The 16,618-nt window shown below is 61.1% G+C and carries 19 protein-coding genes and 2 pseudogenes; 12 read left to right on the top strand and 9 right to left on the bottom strand.

The annotated features are described in order from the left end of the window. The first annotated feature begins 72 nt into the window (after positions 1–72). Positions 73–993, top strand: coding sequence for a DUF4238 domain-containing protein (locus tag V1289_RS00745; protein ID WP_334395211.1), 921 nt, complete (start codon positions 73–75; stop codon positions 991–993). Positions 994–1,075: 82 nt separating this feature from the next. Continuing rightward, the gene (locus V1289_RS00740; RefSeq protein WP_334395210.1) at positions 1,076–1,264 is read left to right on the top strand and encodes a hypothetical protein; all 189 of its coding nucleotides are present in this window, start codon (positions 1,076–1,078) and stop codon (positions 1,262–1,264) included. A 185-nt stretch (positions 1,265–1,449) separates the two neighbouring features. Here the strand turns inward: V1289_RS00740 and V1289_RS00735 are convergent, their stop codons facing one another. From V1289_RS00735 to V1289_RS00715, 5 genes are all read right to left on the bottom strand, one after another. Then, complete coding sequence (locus V1289_RS00735; RefSeq protein WP_334395209.1) at positions 1,450–2,022, bottom strand: hypothetical protein; 573 nt, start codon at positions 2,020–2,022, stop codon at positions 1,450–1,452. 2 nt (positions 2,023–2,024) lie between these two features. Next, on the bottom strand, positions 2,025–2,393 hold the full coding sequence (locus V1289_RS00730) for an alpha/beta fold hydrolase (RefSeq protein WP_334395208.1): 369 nt from the start codon (positions 2,391–2,393) through the stop codon (positions 2,025–2,027). Between the two features lie 31 nt (positions 2,394–2,424). Beyond that, positions 2,425–3,237, bottom strand: a complete 813-nt coding sequence (locus V1289_RS00725; protein WP_334395207.1) for an SDR family NAD(P)-dependent oxidoreductase — start codon at positions 3,235–3,237, stop codon at positions 2,425–2,427. Continuing rightward, positions 3,234–4,874, bottom strand: coding sequence for a flavin-containing monooxygenase (locus V1289_RS00720; protein ID WP_334395206.1), 1,641 nt, complete (start codon positions 4,872–4,874; stop codon positions 3,234–3,236). The genes V1289_RS00725 and V1289_RS00720 overlap by 4 nt, the downstream gene beginning before the upstream one ends. Before the next feature lie 61 nt (positions 4,875–4,935). After that, positions 4,936–5,511, bottom strand: coding sequence for a DUF2147 domain-containing protein (locus V1289_RS00715; protein ID WP_334395205.1), 576 nt, complete (start codon positions 5,509–5,511; stop codon positions 4,936–4,938). On the opposite strand from V1289_RS00715, the gene V1289_RS00710 reads away from it, so the two are divergent. Then, positions 5,510–6,115 carry a TetR/AcrR family transcriptional regulator gene (locus V1289_RS00710; RefSeq protein ID WP_334395204.1) on the top strand — a complete coding sequence of 202 codons (606 nt, stop codon included), beginning with the start codon at positions 5,510–5,512 and terminating at the stop codon, positions 6,113–6,115. The genes V1289_RS00715 and V1289_RS00710 overlap by 2 nt on opposite strands. A gap of 102 nt (positions 6,116–6,217) precedes the next feature. Here V1289_RS00710 and V1289_RS00705 read toward each other — a convergent pair whose 3' ends face one another. After that, the gene (locus tag V1289_RS00705; protein ID WP_334395203.1) at positions 6,218–7,114 is read right to left on the bottom strand and encodes a DUF2189 domain-containing protein; all 897 of its coding nucleotides are present in this window, start codon (positions 7,112–7,114) and stop codon (positions 6,218–6,220) included. A 556-nt stretch (positions 7,115–7,670) separates the two neighbouring features. On the opposite strand from V1289_RS00705, the gene coxB reads away from it, so the two are divergent. The 6 genes and pseudogenes from coxB to V1289_RS00675 all read left to right on the top strand — a co-directional run bounded on the left by coxB (position 7,671) and on the right by V1289_RS00675 (position 12,532). After that, positions 7,671–8,504: a cytochrome c oxidase subunit II gene (gene coxB / locus V1289_RS00700; RefSeq protein WP_334395202.1), complete on the top strand. Its 834-nt coding sequence runs from the start codon at positions 7,671–7,673 to the stop codon at positions 8,502–8,504. Positions 8,505–8,578: 74 nt separating this feature from the next. After that, positions 8,579–10,354 carry a cytochrome c oxidase subunit I gene (ctaD, locus tag V1289_RS00695; RefSeq protein WP_334395201.1) on the top strand — a complete coding sequence of 592 codons (1,776 nt, stop codon included), beginning with the start codon at positions 8,579–8,581 and terminating at the stop codon, positions 10,352–10,354. Beyond that, the gene (locus V1289_RS00690; RefSeq protein WP_334395200.1) at positions 10,351–11,055 is read left to right on the top strand and encodes a cytochrome c oxidase subunit 3; all 705 of its coding nucleotides are present in this window, start codon (positions 10,351–10,353) and stop codon (positions 11,053–11,055) included. Before ctaD ends, V1289_RS00690 begins: the two co-directional genes overlap by 4 nt. Positions 11,056–11,070: 15 nt before the next feature. Next, on the top strand, positions 11,071–11,793 hold the full coding sequence (locus V1289_RS00685; RefSeq protein WP_334395199.1) for a heme-copper oxidase subunit III family protein: 723 nt from the start codon (positions 11,071–11,073) through the stop codon (positions 11,791–11,793). A gap of 9 nt (positions 11,794–11,802) precedes the next feature. Then, complete coding sequence (locus tag V1289_RS00680) at positions 11,803–12,204, top strand: cytochrome C oxidase subunit IV family protein (RefSeq protein ID WP_334395198.1); 402 nt, start codon at positions 11,803–11,805, stop codon at positions 12,202–12,204. A 33-nt stretch (positions 12,205–12,237) separates the two neighbouring features. Further along, a pseudogene (locus V1289_RS00675) lies at positions 12,238–12,532 on the top strand (GYD domain-containing protein). Between the two features lie 72 nt (positions 12,533–12,604). Here V1289_RS00675 and V1289_RS00670 read toward each other — a convergent pair. Both V1289_RS00670 and V1289_RS00665 read right to left on the bottom strand, forming a co-directional pair. Beyond that, on the bottom strand, positions 12,605–12,988 hold the full coding sequence (locus V1289_RS00670; RefSeq protein ID WP_334395197.1) for a type II toxin-antitoxin system VapC family toxin: 384 nt from the start codon (positions 12,986–12,988) through the stop codon (positions 12,605–12,607). After that, on the bottom strand, positions 12,985–13,242 hold the full coding sequence (locus tag V1289_RS00665; protein WP_334395196.1) for a type II toxin-antitoxin system Phd/YefM family antitoxin: 258 nt from the start codon (positions 13,240–13,242) through the stop codon (positions 12,985–12,987). Before V1289_RS00665 ends, V1289_RS00670 begins: the two co-directional genes overlap by 4 nt. Positions 13,243–13,302: 60 nt before the next feature. On the opposite strand from V1289_RS00665, the gene V1289_RS00660 reads away from it, so the two are divergent. Both V1289_RS00660 and V1289_RS00655 read left to right on the top strand, forming a co-directional pair. Beyond that, entirely contained in the window at positions 13,303–13,515 is a 213-nt protein-coding gene (locus tag V1289_RS00660) for a hypothetical protein (RefSeq protein ID WP_334395195.1), read from the top strand. Between the two features lie 75 nt (positions 13,516–13,590). Next, positions 13,591–14,817: a CaiB/BaiF CoA transferase family protein gene (locus V1289_RS00655; protein ID WP_334395194.1), complete on the top strand. Its 1,227-nt coding sequence runs from the start codon at positions 13,591–13,593 to the stop codon at positions 14,815–14,817. Positions 14,818–14,867: 50 nt separating this feature from the next. On the opposite strand, the gene V1289_RS00650 is transcribed toward V1289_RS00655, so the two are convergent. After that, positions 14,868–15,863, bottom strand: a complete 996-nt coding sequence (locus V1289_RS00650) for an AraC family transcriptional regulator (RefSeq protein ID WP_334395193.1) — start codon at positions 15,861–15,863, stop codon at positions 14,868–14,870. Positions 15,864–16,165: 302 nt separating this feature from the next. On the opposite strand from V1289_RS00650, the pseudogene V1289_RS00645 reads away from it, so the two are divergent. After that, positions 16,166–16,562, top strand: a pseudogene (locus tag V1289_RS00645) (RidA family protein). Positions 16,563–16,618: the final 56 nt, after the last annotated feature.

Raw genomic sequence — 16,618 nt, 5'->3', positions numbered from 1 at the left:
TGGATTCGTAAGTCGTTGAAATCACAATACAGCAACAGATTTTTCGGAAGCATGAGTTCGCGCAGAGCCATCATGAATGACAAAAAGCGCCATCACTTCGTACCCGTTGGTTATCTAAAGGGGTTTTGTGATGAGGACGAGAAGATCAGAGCATTTCTGAAAGACGCGCCGCTTAACGACAAAATTCATCTGAAGCCGGACGAGATTGGCTTTGAAAATTATTACTACTCTCAGCCGCTGCCGGACGGCGGTCGCAACAATAATGCGGTCGAGGACGCATTCAATAAGTTCGAGACAGGTTGGCCCGCGCTGGTCGTTCGCCTTTCTGCGTGGTCCGTCGCACCTCAAGATCTCGTGGAGTTGCTCACGTTCGTCTTAATGATGCGCGTCCGAGTCCCAGCGGCTCGTGATATGGTTGAGCTCTCGCTAGCCGAGCAAGTCAAGGCGACCGCCCGTGCTTTACATCGCGCTGGGCGCTTGCCGCCGCCACCGAAGGAATTTCCTGATATCGTAGACAGGCTGGAGGTATCGATCGATCCTCACCGTTCGATCTTGGCGATGACTGATCTCGCCAAAGGTGTTGGTCGAGTGATCGATGCGCTTAGCTACCAAATTTTACACAATGAAACCGGTGACCAGTTTTTGACTACCGATTGTCCGGTCTGCTACTTCGATCCACTCGTCCCCGAGCACATCGTGAGGCCCTATACCGTCTCGCCACCGCATGGTCCAATAGAGCTGCTTTTTCCGATAAGCTCGAAGCTGCTGTTGCGCGGCTACACCTCATTTGGATCGCGTGATTTCCGCCATCTTGACCTTCATCGGCCAGATGAGATTCGTCGTTACAACACGATCGTCGCGAAATTTGGATACCGGATGATATTGTCTGGCAGCTATTCGCACTTCGCCCTTTTTCGCCGCGCATCACGAAAGTTCGCCGATCTTAAAGACATCGGTGCACAGAAGCGGGCGAGGGGAGATGCTGCTGTTTGAGCACATGTTCGGCAAGCGGCCTCGCAAACCGAAATGGAGGGGTTGACCGAGCTCTGGGCTGTCGTGACGCGATGATTGCTGCATGCTCATCCTCTTCCTCAAATCTCATTCCGCCGACTCAGACGACGAGATGCCGCTGACTGAAAAGTTGCGGCGGATATTAATGCTGAAGGTTGAGGAGGCGCAGACCGACAAAGATCGGGAGCGGGCGGAGAGGGAGCTTGCGAAGCTCGGAGCAGTCAGCCCTAGCGCCAAACCCCGATCAGAGTGATCGTTACCAGCGCGAGTGCAAACAGTAGAACAATGGCAAGATGGCCTTCGGCCGCAGCCTCCAAAAGGAACGGGATCCGGACTTTCAGTTTGGTTTTGTTTGACATGGCTCGACTGCGAAATGGTGGGATCGCACGGACGATGCCCGGTCCATGGCCGTTGCGCACTTACATTCGCGCGCAATGCCTACTTACCTATTCGATCTAGCGGGAGCAGCTTTCCATCCTTGTCACAAAGGCTGGCCCAACTGTCCCGGGCCTTCTCAAACTCGCCGGGCTCAAACCAGCGCTTAACTGTACTAGGGGACACGCCAAGGGCTTGGCCCAGAATCTTGAATGTAGGCGTCACGCCACGAGCCATCAGTTGCCCCGCGATCACCCCGGCGTCCAATTTATTCTGCCGGACTTGGCCTTCCTGCTCATACTGCGTATTGGACCCGCCCAGGCGCTCGCGGATAAGCACAATGAGATCGCGTGGGATGATCTGGCTGTCATTCCAACTCAGCGCGTCAAGTGAGCAGCAAACAACCCAATCGATCAGCTTCTCGGGGACGGCCAATCCACGCCGAATCAGGTGGCTTTCGCCCGACTGTTCAGCCTGGCGCGCTTCGATAATCTTCTCCATCAGGCAAAGCGAAATCTCGCTCACGGCGTCCTGATCAGCATCCAGAATGCCTCCGAGAAGCTCTGGATCGATCCCGTGCCGTGATAGCTCGTCCCGCATGTAGAACATGGAGTCGAACCCGCCGACAACGCTCACCTCTATCTCAGCGTCAGGGTCAGCTGCGCGATCGCGGCGGCCTGTGCAGTGATGGTCGCGTCCGCGCCATCCCCGCGAGTAGAGTAACCCGAGCCGGGGCGATCGACGAGAATCAGGCGGAACTCGGCGGCGAGGCGGCCTGCGAGCGCGTAGTCGAAATGCAGCAGATTGCCGCCGAGCCCATGGATCATGACGGCCGCGGGACCTGTTCCACCCGTATCGACATGGTGAAGACGCTCGCCGCCGATCTCCATGAATCGGCCGCGCGGCGGGAGCGCCGCTTCGACCTTTCGCGCAGTGGTGAGCGTAAACCAAACGAGGCCAGTGATCAGGGCCGCCAGCAGCAGAACGGCGGCGAGGATGATTGTCATGCATGTCCTCCCGATTTTCCGACGGTGCTGCTCACGGTCGCGGCGCCAGCGGTCCCAGAATCTTCCAGTACGATACGGGTGCAAGGCGCTCGATTACCGCCATTATCCTGGCGCGCCCGCCGACCACGACGCGCGGAGCGCGCCGCTCGACCGCCCGGACGATGATCTCGCCGGCCTTCGCCAGCGGCATGGTCAGCACGCGGCGGGCCAACTCAACCTGCTGCGCCACCTCCGCGTTGGTGGCGCCGGCGTGTCTGCGCGCATTCTCGGCAATCCGTGTAGCGACCCCGCCCGGGTGCACGACGGTAACGCCGACATTGCTTCCCGCGAGTTCGAAATGCAGGGCATTGGAGAAACCCCGCACGGCGAACTTGCTTGCCGAGTAAGCGGTTTGGCCGGGCGGCGAGATCAGGCCGAACAGGCTCGACATGTTGACGATCCGTGCATCGTCGCTCGCCTTCAGGTGCGGCATGAACGCCCGGGTCAGCCGCACCACCGCCCCGAAGTTGATATCGAACAGCCAGTCGAAATCGGTCTCGCTGATTTGGTCGAAGGTTCCGGCGAGTGCGACGCCGGCATTGTTGAACAGCAAATCGACGCGGCCGTGCTCGGCCAGGACGGCCTGCGGCAGTGCAGTCACCGCCGCGCGATTGGCGACGTCCAGCCTGTGGCGGGAGATGCGTATCCCGGCGCCGTCAAGCAGCTGCACCGTTTCTGCCAACGCTGGCTCGCTGATATCGGCGAGCGCGAGATGGCAGCCGCGCCTTGCAAGTGATAGCGCAATCGCGCGCCCGATGCCATTGCCGGCTCCCGTGATCACTGCGGTCCGGTCATGAAGGGTCATTCGGTTTGGCGTTGCCATCGGACGTGCTCATGCCTGCCGGCGTGCGCCGGTTGCGCGGCGTGGCGCGTGAACACCAGCGTGCCGTCGTCGATCGATCCGAAGCGCAGGGCCAACAAGTCCCTGGCGTAGTTCTGGTAAAGTTTCCACGGGTGTTTCGAGCCCTGCTTCGGCAGGATGTCCTTCGCCCGCTGCATGTAGCTCGACGAGAGCGGTAGCGTCGTATCCGGAATCGTCGACGGATCGTTGTTGCGTGGCGTGCTGTAGGCATAGCCCCCGCGATCCATCTTGTTGAGAATGCGGCAGAGATATTCGGCCGTGAGATCGGCCTTGAGCGTCCACGATGCGTTCGTATAGCCGAACGTTGAAGCAAAGTTCGGCACGTCCGACAACATCATGCCCTTGTAGCTCAAGGCCGTGCCCGGATTGACGACCCTGCCGTCCACCACAAGCTCCATCCCCCCCATCAGCTTCATGACGAGCCCGGTCGCGGTGACGATGATGTCGGCCGCAAGCTCGTCTCCCGAGCGCAGCTTCAGGCCGGTCTCGCTAAAGGTCTCGATCTCATCGGTGACGACAGAGGCTTTGCCTTCCCGGATCGCCCTGAAGAGATCGCCGTCGGGCACAAGGCAGAGCCGCTGATCCCAGGGATCGTAGCGGGGCGTAAAGTGCCGAACGTCGATCCCGGGGCCGAGCTCGGCTTGTGCAAGCTCGATGATGCGTTTCTTCGCGGCGTCCGGCTTCTTGCGCGCGATGTTGTAGAAATACATCTGCAGCAGGATGCTCTTCCAGCGCGCGAGCGTATGCGCGACGCCCTCGGGCAGTTTCGCGTAGAGCCAGTTGGCGATCGCATCCTTTGCCGGGCGCGTCACGATATAGGTCGGCGAGCGCTGCAGCATCGTGACGTGCGCGGCCCTGTACGCCATCGCCGGCACCAACGTGACGGCGGTGGCGCCGCTGCCGATCACGACGATACGCTTGCCGGCGTATTCGAGACCCTCCGGCCATTTCTGCGGATGCACGATCTCGCCTTTGAAGCACTCCATACCCGCCCATCCGGGCATGTAGCCGGCGTCGTAGTCGTAATAGCCGCTGCATGTTTGCAGGAAGTTGCAGGTGTAGGTCAGCGTTTTGCCGCCGGGACCCTGGACCTCGAGCGTCCAGCGCGCCTCCGTCGACGACCACGACGCGTGCTTGACGTTGTGGTGATAACGGATCTTGCGGTCGATGCCGTATTCCCGGGCGGTGTCGTTGAGATAATCGAGAATCGAGGGGCCGTCAGCGATGGCCTTCTCGCCGCGCCATGGCCTGAAGCGATAACCAAGTGTGTGCATGTCGGAATCGGAGCGGATGCCCGGATAGCGGAACAGGTCCCAGGTGCCGCCGATCGCGCCGCGCGCCTCCAGAATGACGAAGGATTTGCGCGGGCAGTCCCGCTGCAGGTGGTAGGCGACCCCGATTCCGGACAAGCCCGCACCCACGATGATGACGTCGAAGTCGGTTTGGTCGGCCTCGGTTTGGCCGGCCCTCGGCTTGAACGTCGCGACGTTCGATCGCGCGCTGGAAGCGGCTGAATTTGCCGCCGTACGCACGGCCGACAATTCGGCGCCGAAGATTTTCTCTCGTGCCTGCTCGGGCATACCCAATATCTCCTTGGTCCGACGGTTATCCGTTGCGCATTCAGGTCTGCTTTGCGCCGGGCTAAGGCGCTCTCGTCCAATCCATCGACCTGCAGATCAGTCCACCGGCAATGCAGCCCGAAGTGCTGAGGTTGGAGCCTTGGACGGACAGTTTGCCGGAATAGACAGAGCCGCTATCGGGGCCGATGGCTTTTCCGATCCAGGAGTTCGCGCCCGCAGGCTTCATGTCATAGAACACGCGCTGTCCGATCTTGGCCTTTGAAGCGATACCCGGCTTCAGCCATATGATCGTTCCGCACATGGCGTCCCCACAGGAATCAAACTTCACCCGCGCTTCGCCGGTGTCGCGCAGCCAGATGCCGGTCAGCTCGTTTGCGAAACTGGGACTCGCAGCCGATAGGAAGACCGCCGCGAAACAGCAGAGGCGCTTGAGTTTCGTGACATTCCCCCGGGTCGTTGCGCCGCCGCCCGGTGCGAAGAATTGCTCTCGCGTCTGCGCAGGCATCCCTGCAATCTCCCTTGGTCCGACGATCATCCGGTGCGCATGTGGGTCTGTTCTCTTCTTCTGACATGCGCTATTGTCGGAATTAATAATCTGACAATGCGGCTTGTCAAGTAGGGGAATGGACAAAATCATGGCGACGGCACGGCAGTACGGAGGGCATTCCGCCGAGGAACGGCGGTTGGCACGGCGGGAGCGGCTGATCGAAGCGGCGATCCGCGTTTATGGCGCGGTCGGCTATCGCAACGCGACCGTGAAGGCGGTGTGCGAGGCAGCGGAGCTCACCGAGCGTTACTTCTACGAGTCGTTCGAAAGCAGCGAAGCGCTGCTGATTGCCGCCTTCGAGACTGTTTCGCATCGGCTGATCGATTGTCTCGACCGAATTCGGGCGGAACACACCGGAGGCGCTGACGAGCGTTGCCACGCGGTGCTGCGGACCTATTTTCAGGTCCTGAAGGACGACCCTGCGGGCGCCCGGCTGTTCGTGCTGGAGATTTCCCGGGTCGGACCGGCCGTCGATGAGGTCGGAGCGGCGTTGCTTCGCGAGTTCGGCGAGTTGTTGTCGCGAACGCTCGCGCCCAACGCAGGCGCGAGGCTGAAGAGGGGGGAGCTGGTCCGCGCCGGCGTGGTCGGTGCGGTGCTGCAGATCGCGAAAGTGTGGATTCGCAGCGGCTATGCGAAGAGCGTGGATGCGGTCGCAGGCGACGCACTGAAGATCTGCTGCGTGCTGGCGCAGTAAAATCAGGAACTCTCCTGATCATGAGCAAGGGGACCGAAAGCATGGCACCCCGACGAGAATCATCGGTAGCGCGATCCCGGTCTTCCTATTTCACCGCCCCAGCTAGCGCTCGCGGCTCCACGGGAAGAGGGAGGCCGGGAAATCTGCCGCATAGCGGTGACCTATCGGCGGGCGGGGCTGTTCTTCCGGCGGATTCGGGTCGGGTTCCACCAGCTTCCGATAGAGATGCCAGGTGGCATGACCGAGCACGGGAAGAACGACAGCGAGACCGACGAAGGCCGGTAGCGAACCGATCGCCAGCAGTACCGCAACAATCAGGCCCCATACGGCCATCGCAAACGGATTCTCCCTCACGGCCCGCAGCGACGTCCGGATTGCGTCGATCGCAGTTGCATGCCGGTCGAGCATCAATGGAAACGACACGACACTGACGCACAGGGCCACGACGGCGAACAGGAAGCCGACGCCGCAGCCGACGATGATGAGCGACCATCCCTCCGGCGTCGTCAATACACGCGTTGCGAAGTCAGGGATGGTTGCAGCCGGAGCGTGGCCGAAGGTTGCAATGTAGATCGCGTCCGCGGCGGCGATCCAGGTCCCGAACAGAACCAGCAGGAGTATGCCGAGTTCGAGCATGGCGCCGAAAGACGGTGCGCGCAGCACCTGCATCGCATCCCACGCAGCGGGTTCCTCGCCACGCTCGCGGCGGCGGCTGAGCTCGTAGAGGCCGAGCGCGGCAAAAGGACCGATCAGCGTAAAACCGGCGGCCAGCGGAAACAGCAGCGGCAGCACCGAATAACCAACAACCAGTCTGAACAGAACAAGACCGAGAACGGGATAAATCACGCACAGGACAACGGCGTGGGTTGGGATGGCCTTGAAGTCTTCCCAGCCCAGGCGCAGCGCGTCCCTCAAGTCGGAAAGGCCGATTTTGCGAACGACAAAGGCGGTGGAGACGCCGAACACTTGCAGTTTGGGTCTTGCGAATACTGTGGTCATGGCTCCGGTCTCCTTGCTTGTGATCGCAGGGGAACGGAGCGCCCTCAAAACGCGCGCATCCGCCTCGTGCGCGAAAATCGCGATCGAGCCCGGCAAATCAGGTTCAACGAGAAAGAGCTTTGCCGGACGACACTGTCGCGACCGGTACACTGAAATTAGCGCGATATGCGATAGAAGCAAGATAGCGCTCGCGGTTGGGTGAATTGTGCATCTGCACAAATCGATTTGCTGCATTGCGTCATCGAATGGTGGTGCCGACGGGTGTTCTCCGGCTTGCGTTGCATTCGGGCCAACACGCACCGGACAAGGGCGAGGCATACTCCTCTATTGACGCCGGGCTCGACGGGTACCATGTTAAAAACACTGAACGCCCCCAGCTCCGACGAGATGAGCGGTCGTGACGCCCTGTTCTGTGTCATCTTTTGACGTCGCGACCGGTTGAATGGGCGAGGCAAGAGGCACGGCGACGGCGAACCTGAAATCCGCCATCGCTACAGACGTGAGCTTCGCCCTTTGATTCGTATCCGCAGCCTTTAGTGGCAAGGATGAATGAGGGATGGCTGTAGCGATCATACTGCTGCTGGTTGCGGTCGCCTCGGTGCTGTTTCACATTTTCAGCCCGTGGTGGTGGACACCGCTTGCCTCGAACTGGGGCTACATCGACGACACCATCACCCTGACCTTCTGGATCACCGGGGCTGTTTTCTCCGCGGTCGTCGTGTTCATGGCCTATTGTGTCTTCCGCTTTCGTCACACGGAGGGAAGGCGGGCAGCCTACAACCCCGAAAACAAGAAGCTCGAATGGTGGCTCAGCATCGGGACTGCGATCGGCGTCGCAGCCATGCTGGCACCCGGGCTGGTTGTCTGGCACCAGTTCGTCACCGTTCCGGCCGATGCGACCGAGGTCGAGGTCATGGGACAGCAGTGGATGTGGAGCTATCGGCTTCCCGGAAAGGACGGCCGGCTCGGGACTTCCGATGCCCGCAATGTCAGTTCCGACAATCCCATGGGGTTGAATCCCGACGATCCCGCCGGAAAAGACGACGTCGTCATTCAAAACGACGATTTGCACCTGCCGGTTGGAAAATCGGTGAAGGTGTTGCTCCGCTCAATTGATGTCCTGCATGATTTCTATGTGCCCGAGTTCCGGGCCAAGATGGACATGATACCGGGCTCGGTCACGTATTACTGGTTCACGCCCACCCGCACCGGAACATTCGACGTTCTCTGCGCGGAACTCTGCGGCGCCGCGCATGCGCAGATGCGAAGCAAGGTCGTCGTCGAGGAAGAGAAGGAATATCACGCCTGGCTGGAGAAGCAGCACACGTTCGCCGAACTTTCGGGACAGCGCGACGTCGCGAAAGCGGCCTACAAGACAGGCAGCGAATGAAAATACCGACGAGGAGGCGCCATCCATCGTGAGGCGAACTCGTCGTTGAACAGAAGACCAGGGAGGGTATTCCGATGGTCGATGTCCCGTTTGACACCGTTGCAGGCGTCCCGCCGGCTGAAGTGGGTGAGGTCGAGCTCTATCATCCGAGAAGCTGGTGGACGAGGTACGTCTTTTCGCAGGACGCCAAGGTTATCGCCATCCAGTATTCGATCACGGCGATGTCCATTGGAATGGTCGCGCTGGTGCTGTCATGGCTGATGCGGCTGCAACTGGGATTTCCCGGCACCTTTTCCTTCATTGATGCCAACCAATACCTGCAGTTCATCACCATGCACGGCATGATCATGGTGATCTACCTGCTCACGGCGTTGTTCCTCGGCGGCTTCGGCAACTACCTCATCCCGCTGATGGTCGGCGCCCGGGACATGGTGTTCCCCTATGTGAACATGCTGAGCTACTGGGTCTACCTGCTTGCGGTCGTGGTGCTGGCCGCGACCTTCTTCGTGCCCGGCGGGCCTACCGGCGCCGGCTGGACGCTGTACCCGCCCCAGGCGATTCTCTCCGGCACCCCCGGGCAGGATTGGGGCATCATTTTCATGCTGGCTTCCCTGATCCTGTTCATCATCGGGTTTACGATGGGCGGGCTCAACTATGTGGTGACGGTGCTGCAGGCGCGCACGCGCGGCATGACGTTGATGCGCTTGCCGTTGACGGTGTGGGGTATTTTCACGGCCACCGTCATGGCACTGCTGGCCTTCCCGGCGCTGTTCGTCGCCTCTGTGATGCTGCTGCTCGACCGCCTTCTGGGAACCAGTTTCTTCATGCCCACGCTGGTCGAGATGGGCACGCTGACGAAATATGGCGGCGGCAGTCCGATCCTGTTCCAGCACCTGTTCTGGTTCTTCGGCCATCCCGAAGTCTACATCGTCGCGTTGCCGGCCTTCGGCATCATTTCCGATCTGATCAGCGTCCACGCGCGAAAGAACATCTTCGGCTATCGCATGATGGTCTGGGCCATCGTGGCAATCGGCGCGCTCAGCTTCGTCGTATGGGCGCACCACATGTATGTGAGCGGCATGCATCCGTATTTCGGATTCTTCTTCGCCACCACGACGCTCATCATCGCCATCCCGACCGCGATCAAGGTTTATAACTGGGTGCTGACCCTGTGGCGCGGCGACATTCATCTCACCGTCCCGATGCTGTTCGCGCTGGCGTTCATCATCACCTTCGTCAACGGCGGCCTGACCGGGCTGTTTCTCGGCAACGTGGTCGTGGACGTTCCGTTGTCCGACACGATGTTCGTTGTCGCCCACTTCCATATGGTGATGGGTATTGCGCCGATCATGGCCGTGTTCGGCGGAATCTATCATTGGTATCCGAAAGTCACCGGACGAATGCTCAATGAGACGCTTGGACGATTCCACTTCTGGGTCTCGTTCCTAGGGGCCTATGCGGTCTTCTTCCCCATGCACTATCTCGGTCTGTTGGGCATGCCCCGCCGCTATCACGACATTGGCGAAACGTCCTTCATCCCGGCATCCGCCCATGACCTCAACGCGTTCATGAGCGTGGCGGCCTTGATTGTCGGCTTCGCCCAGCTCGTGTTCCTGTTCAATCTGATCTGGAGCCTGTTCAAGGGAAAAGAGGCCGGCGGCAATCCCTGGGGAGCCGCGTCGCTGGAATGGCAAACTCCGCAGACCCCGCCGGGGCATGGCAACTGGGGCAAGGAGCTCCCGATCGTCTATCGCTGGGCTTACGATTACAGCGTACCCGGCGCCGCCAGGGATTTCGTGCCGCAAAATGAACCGCTGGCCGGATTGTCGGCGCAGGGGGCCCACCCATGAGCGTCATCATCCTGTTCATGGCTGGAATAGCGGCAATTGCGGGATGGTGGCTCTCACAGCAACGGCTGACAGCCAAGCCCTGGCTGGAGGAAGGGCTGATCGTCGATCTTCGCGAACAGAGCACGTCGTTCCTGCCGCCGGCGAAAATCGGATTGGGCGTATTTCTCGCGGTCGTCGGCTCGTTGTTCGCGCTGTTCATCAGCGCTTACTCCATGCGCATGAACATGGTGGACTGGCGGGCGCTGCCGATGCCGCGGCTGCTGTGGTTCAACACGGCCGTCCTGGTCCTGAGCAGTGTGGCGCTGCAAGGGGCACACATGGCCGCGCGCCGGCGCGACATCGACGGCGTCATCGTCGGCCTGTGCGCAGGCGGAGCCTCCGCCGTTACATTCCTGATCGGGCAGCTCCTGGCGTGGCGCGAGCTCAGCGCTGCGGGGTATTTCCTCGCGTCCAATCCCGCCAATTCGTTCTTCTACCTGATCACTGCGGTGCACGGGTTGCATCTGATGGGCGGTCTCGTGGCCCTCGGCAGAACGACTGCCAAGGTGTGGCATGGCGTGGCGGTGACCCAGGTGCGCCTGAGTGTGGAACTCTGCGCTATCTACTGGCATTTCCTGCTGCTGGTCTGGCTGGTCCTGCTCGGCCTGCTGACGGGCTGGACAGACAATTTCGTCGACATCTGTCGCCAGTTGCTGAGCTAGGAGGGCTGAGACCCAATGGCAGAGACCGCGCTGACAAACACCGGAACATCGATCACTCGGTCTGAGGGCTGGCGAGGCATCGCCGCCGACTGGTCCTCGGATCAGCGCGCCTTCAAGAATGTTTCCTGGGGGAAGGCCATGATGTGGATCTTCCTCCTCAGCGACACCTTCATCTTCAGCTGTTTTCTGCTGTCGTACATGACGGCGCGTATGTCCACGACCGTGCCGTGGCCCAATCCCAGCGAGGTCTTCGCCCTCACGATCGGGGATAAGAAAATCCCGCTCATCCTGATCGCCATCATGACCTTCATCCTGATCAGCAGCAGCGGGACGATGGCGATGGCCGTCAATTTCGGTTACCGCCGCGATCGCGCCAAGACTGCAGCCTTGATGCTGGCGACAGCGGCATTCGGCGCAACGTTCGTCGGAATGCAGGCCTTCGAATGGACCAAGCTGATCATGGAAGGCGTCCGGCCCTGGGGCAATCCCTGGGGTGCGGCGCAGTTTGGTTCAAGCTTCTTCATGATCACCGGCTTCCACGGCACCCACGTGACGATCGGCGTGATTTTCCTGATCGCCATTGCGCGAAAGGTTTTGCGGGGGGACTTCGATGTCGAAAGGCGCGGCTTTTTCACAAGCCGGAAAGGGCATTACGAGATCGTCGAAATTACTGGCTTGTACTGGCACTTCGTCGATCTCGTGTGGGTGTTCATCTTTGCGCTTTTTTATCTCTGGTGAGGTCGCAGCATGACAAACGTCGCGGTACATCTGGAAGCGCAGCAACACTCGCTGCAAGCTCACGCGCATGACGCACTCGCATCGGGAACCACGCACACAAAGGGCCAGCAGCATCCGATCAAGCTTTATCTCGTGGTCTGGGGATGGTTGTTCGTGCTCAGCACCTGCTCCTATCTCGTCGACTATTTTGGCCTCCATGGCTATCTCAGATGGTCGCTGATCCTGCTGTTCATGGTGTTGAAGGCCGGTCTGATCGTCGCCGTATTCATGCACATGGCCTGGGAGCGGCTGGCCTTGGCCTACGCGATCCTGCTGCCGCCGGTATTGGTGTTGGTGTTTGTGGCGATCATGGTGTTCGAATCCGACTACACGCATCTCCTCCGGGTCGTATTCTTCGCGCCAACGGCCTAGCCACCATTGCCTCGTACCAGAAGGAGAACGGCCATGACCACCTACGTCATGCTTGCAAATTGGACCGAGCAGGGCATCGCTGAAAGCGAAGGACTCGCCACGTCGCCTGGACGCTGCGAAGAAAGCTCTCAAGGATATGAGCGGCGAGTTCAAATCGTTCTACCTGACCATGGGCGACTATGACATGGTCGCTATCTACGAAGCTCCGGACGATGCCGTGGCGGCACGTTTCAACCTGCAGCTGGGCATGCTGGGAAACATCCGGACGCGCACGCTGAAGGCGTTTCCCGAAGCGGCTTACCGGGAAATCATCAACTCGCTGGGCTAAAATCCCCAGTCTATTTCGCGCGGCTTTTAATCCGCCGGGATGATCCTTATCGGTAGAATCGGAGCGGCGAGATCACGGAATGCGCTTGATGTCGGTCCTGGCGAAATCGCCGCCGACATAGAGCAGGGGGCAGTCGTGCACTCTCGCTAATTCGTAGGCGAAGCAGTCGCCGAAATTGAGGCCCGCCGCATGGACGCCTTTTCCCCATCGCGCATAGGCCTGCGCAACCCGTCGCGCTGAGGCGGGAGTCACCGCCACGGCATTGAAGCCCAATCCGTCGATCAGAGTTGCCATTTCCTCGCCGACATTGCGACGCGCGGCGACGGTCAATGCTTCGGCGATGGTCGCAGCCGAGATCAGGATTTCGTCTTCCTTTTCCAGCACCGCAATGCATGCGTTGGCTTCGGCTTCGCCAAGCACAACGGCCATCAGGGCGGAGGTATCGACGGCAATCATCCGGGCAAGCCGTCGTCGCCATAGAGGAAGTCCTGACTCCTGGCGGCGCCTGGTCCGGGCGTCGCCTTTGTAGCCCCGCCCGCCCGCGCGGCTTCGAGCAGCGCTCGCCGCGTCTTCCGGTCGGAGACCGGCGTGACCGGAACCAGCCGCACCGCTTCATGTCCGTGCCGGGTCAGGATCACCTCGTCGCCGGCCTCGGCGCGGCGCACCAGTTCGGTCAATTGTCCCTTGGCTTCGGTGACGGAAATTCGCACGGTTTTCCTCTTGGACTACTGTAAGGTCTAACCTGTATAAAATGGACTATTTGATAGTCCATGTCAATGGAATCGTACTTCTCGGCCGGATCATCGGGGATCAACGCTCAATCGACGGCGTTGCTTCAGGAGCCGGCAATCCACTTCGACGCCGTCGCGGTCACGCCGGGCCGGGTGGTGATGGTTGAACAAGGCCGCTGTGCTTGCGGCGGCGCGCCGACCCGACGCGGATGGCTTCATGCCGCCAATGCAGGGCTCGGCACCGGAAAATAGTGTATCCGCTGGCATCGAAAAGCGCCGGGAGCCTGTTCCCGGACGACACGGCCAAGAATTCCGGAGGAACGTTTCATGTCGGCTCTGCCACTCCAAGGCATCAAAATTCTCGATCTGACGCGCGTGCTGGCGGGCCCGCTGTCGGCGCAGATGCTGGGGGATCTCGGCGCCGAGGTGATCAAGATCGAACGGCCGGGCGGCGGCGACGATGCGCGCGCCTTCGGCCCGCCTTATCTGGTCGACCCCGAGGGCAAGGAGAAGAACAACAACTCGTTCTATCTGTGCGCCAACCGCAACAAGAGGTCGGTCACCGTCAATATCGCGACGGAAGAAGGCCAGTCGATCATCCGCGAGCTCGCAAAATCCTGCGACGTGATGATGGAGAACTACAAGGTCGGCGATCTCAAGCGCTACAAGCTCGACTACGACACGATCAAGGCCATCAATCCCGGCATCATCTATTGCTCGGTGACCGGCTTCGGCCAGACCGGACCTTACGCGCCGCGCGCCGGCTACGACGCGATCCTGCAGGCGATGGGTGGGCTGATGAGCGTCACCGGCCATCTCGACGGCGAGCCGGGCGCAGGTCCCATGAAGGTCGGCCCCTCCATCGTCGACTACATGACCGGCATGAACTCTTCGATCGGGATTCTCTCCGCGCTGTATCATCGCGACGCCAATGGCGGCGAGGGGCAACATGTCGACGTCTGCCTGTTCGACACCGTGATCGCATCGCTGTCGCATTGGGCGCAAATCTATCTCGTCAACGGCAAGACGCCGCCGCGGCGCGGCACCTGGGGCAATGGCGGCATGCCGGCCGGCGTGTTCCGCTGCACCGACGGCGAATTGATGCTGGTGGTCGGCAATGACGGGCAGTACGCACGCACCTGCGCGGTGCTCGGCAGTCCGGAACTGGCGACCGATCCGCGGTTCCTCAAGAACAACGACCGCGTCGTACACGGCAAGGAGATCATGGCGATTTTTGCCGGTCTGTTCCTGAAGAAGCCGGTGGCGTACTGGCTCGACGAACTGGAGAAGGCCGGCGTTCCGTGCGGGCCGATCAACGATTTCGCGCAAGTGTTCGCCGATCCGCACGTCCGCTCGCGCGGCATGGAGATCAAGGTCGACCATCCCTTCGAACACGCGCTGTCGCTGATCCGCAATCCCCTGACGTTCTCCGGCACCCCGGTGAAGGACTATCGCGCCCCGCCGCTGCTCGGCGCCGACACCGGGGATGTGCTGGCGACGATCGGCTATGACGAGGCGAAGGTTGAGGTGCTCAAGAAGCAGGGGATCGTCTAGCCGGGAGGGGCCGGGCGCCGGCGGCGCATCGGTCCCGCCTTTGCGTTACGTCAATCCTGCTGCTCCCGCCACGCCAGCCTTGCCGCGTCGCGAAAGTCGGAAGGCTTGGCGCCGAAGTGGCGGCGGAAGGCGCGGTTGAAATAGGAGACGTCGCCAAACCCGCTCTCGTGGGCGATCTGCGCGATGTTGAGGTGCGCGTAGCGCCGGTCGATCAGCAATCGGTGCGCCTTCACCACGCGTTCGGCGAGAACGAAGGTGGAAAACGACGATCCGTCCTGTTCGAACAGTTTTCGAACGTAGCGCGGCGAAATGCCGTGGCGCGCCGCAATCAGCTCCGTCGACAGGTCGCTGCGGCCGAGATCGCGCTGAATCTCGGAGCGGATGGCGGTCAGCCGCGCCGCCTTGGCGCCACGCTGCCGCGCGATCTCGGCGTAATCGCCGCGCGCGCCGAGCGCGAGCGCCGCCAGATCGATGATGTGGTCGGACACGCTCTGCGCGATGGCCGGGTCGGTCAACTCATCGCCGGCCCGCACGAGGTCGAGATATCTGATCAGGAGGCCCAGCGCCGCGTTGTTGCTCGGGATCGGCCGGCCAAAGGCCTGTGAATAATCCGGCGCCAGGGCGGCGATGGTCGGACGCGACAATGCAAGGGTGATGAAGCTGCCGCGGGTGATCATGGTGCTCGTCGATGGATCCGACGGCGTCAAGACGCTGGCGCTGCCGATGCCGCTGATCAATTCCCGGCCAAACTGGGTGGCCGAAGCGGCCCCGCTGCGCAGTATGCTGACGGCGACGATGTCCCTGGTGCGCCCGGCGAGCTCCCGCGTGGCGCGATAATGCGCCGGTGATCTTGAGCCGGCGGCGATGCTGACGCCGGGCAGCAGGTCGAACGTCACTTCGGCGTGGAACGGTTCGTCACCGATCGGCTCGATGTCGACGCTGGCGATCCCGCGTCCATAGATCTCGCGCCACATTGCCAGCCGGTTTCTTTCGGGCAGGCCCTGGGTGGAAATATGCGCGTGTCGAAACGGCTCGATATTCTGCATGTGCCCCCTGCGAGAATCGTCGGTGTCAAAGGGTAGTCGCAGGATGTTGCCGGCAAGTTCACACCCATGCGTTCAGATGAACGATCGATCAGAGATCGGCGCGACAGTACCGCCCAGTCCGGCCCGAGTACCGCCTGAGACGATTTCCCGTGGAAGGATCGTGGCGGGGTGCCACAACCGGCCGCCCCCGCCGCTGCGCGGCGCCAGCACCGGACGGAAACACTTCGACCATCTTCGAAGCATGATCGCGGCAGATGACATTAGTCTTGCGCCGTCGATCCGCCAACCGAAGGTGCCCCGCGATGAAACGAGAAGCGCTCCGCGTCGAACCGATCTCCTCTTATCTCGATCGGTTGGGGGCGGCCGCCGGGATCGCCGGTGACGCGCGCCGGCAACATGATCTTCGTCTCGGGATTGCCGCCATTCGATCCCGAGACCGGCGACATCCTGCCGGCGCCGATCGAACGCCAGACCGAACTCGTTCTCGAACAGATGAAGCTTTGCCTCGCGGCTGCCGGCGCGTCGCTCGACAACGTGATGAAGTGCAACGTCTACTGCACCTCGGCCAAACATTTTGCCGCCGTCAATTCGGTCTATGCGCGCTACTTCCCGTTAGATCCGCCGGCGCGCATCTTCGTCTGCATTCCGGAATGGACCGGGCCGTTCGACATCGAGATCGATTGCATCGCGATGATCTGATCTGGTCCCAGCCTTCCGCCAGCGCACGCCCCGATTTTGGCAGGTCGTGTGGGGCC

Source organism: Bradyrhizobium sp. AZCC 2289, assembly GCF_036924615.1.
Classification (GTDB): domain Bacteria; phylum Pseudomonadota; class Alphaproteobacteria; order Rhizobiales; family Xanthobacteraceae; genus Bradyrhizobium.
Note: the sequence above shows the minus strand (reverse complement) of the source record. Positions and strands in the feature narration are given on the sequence as shown.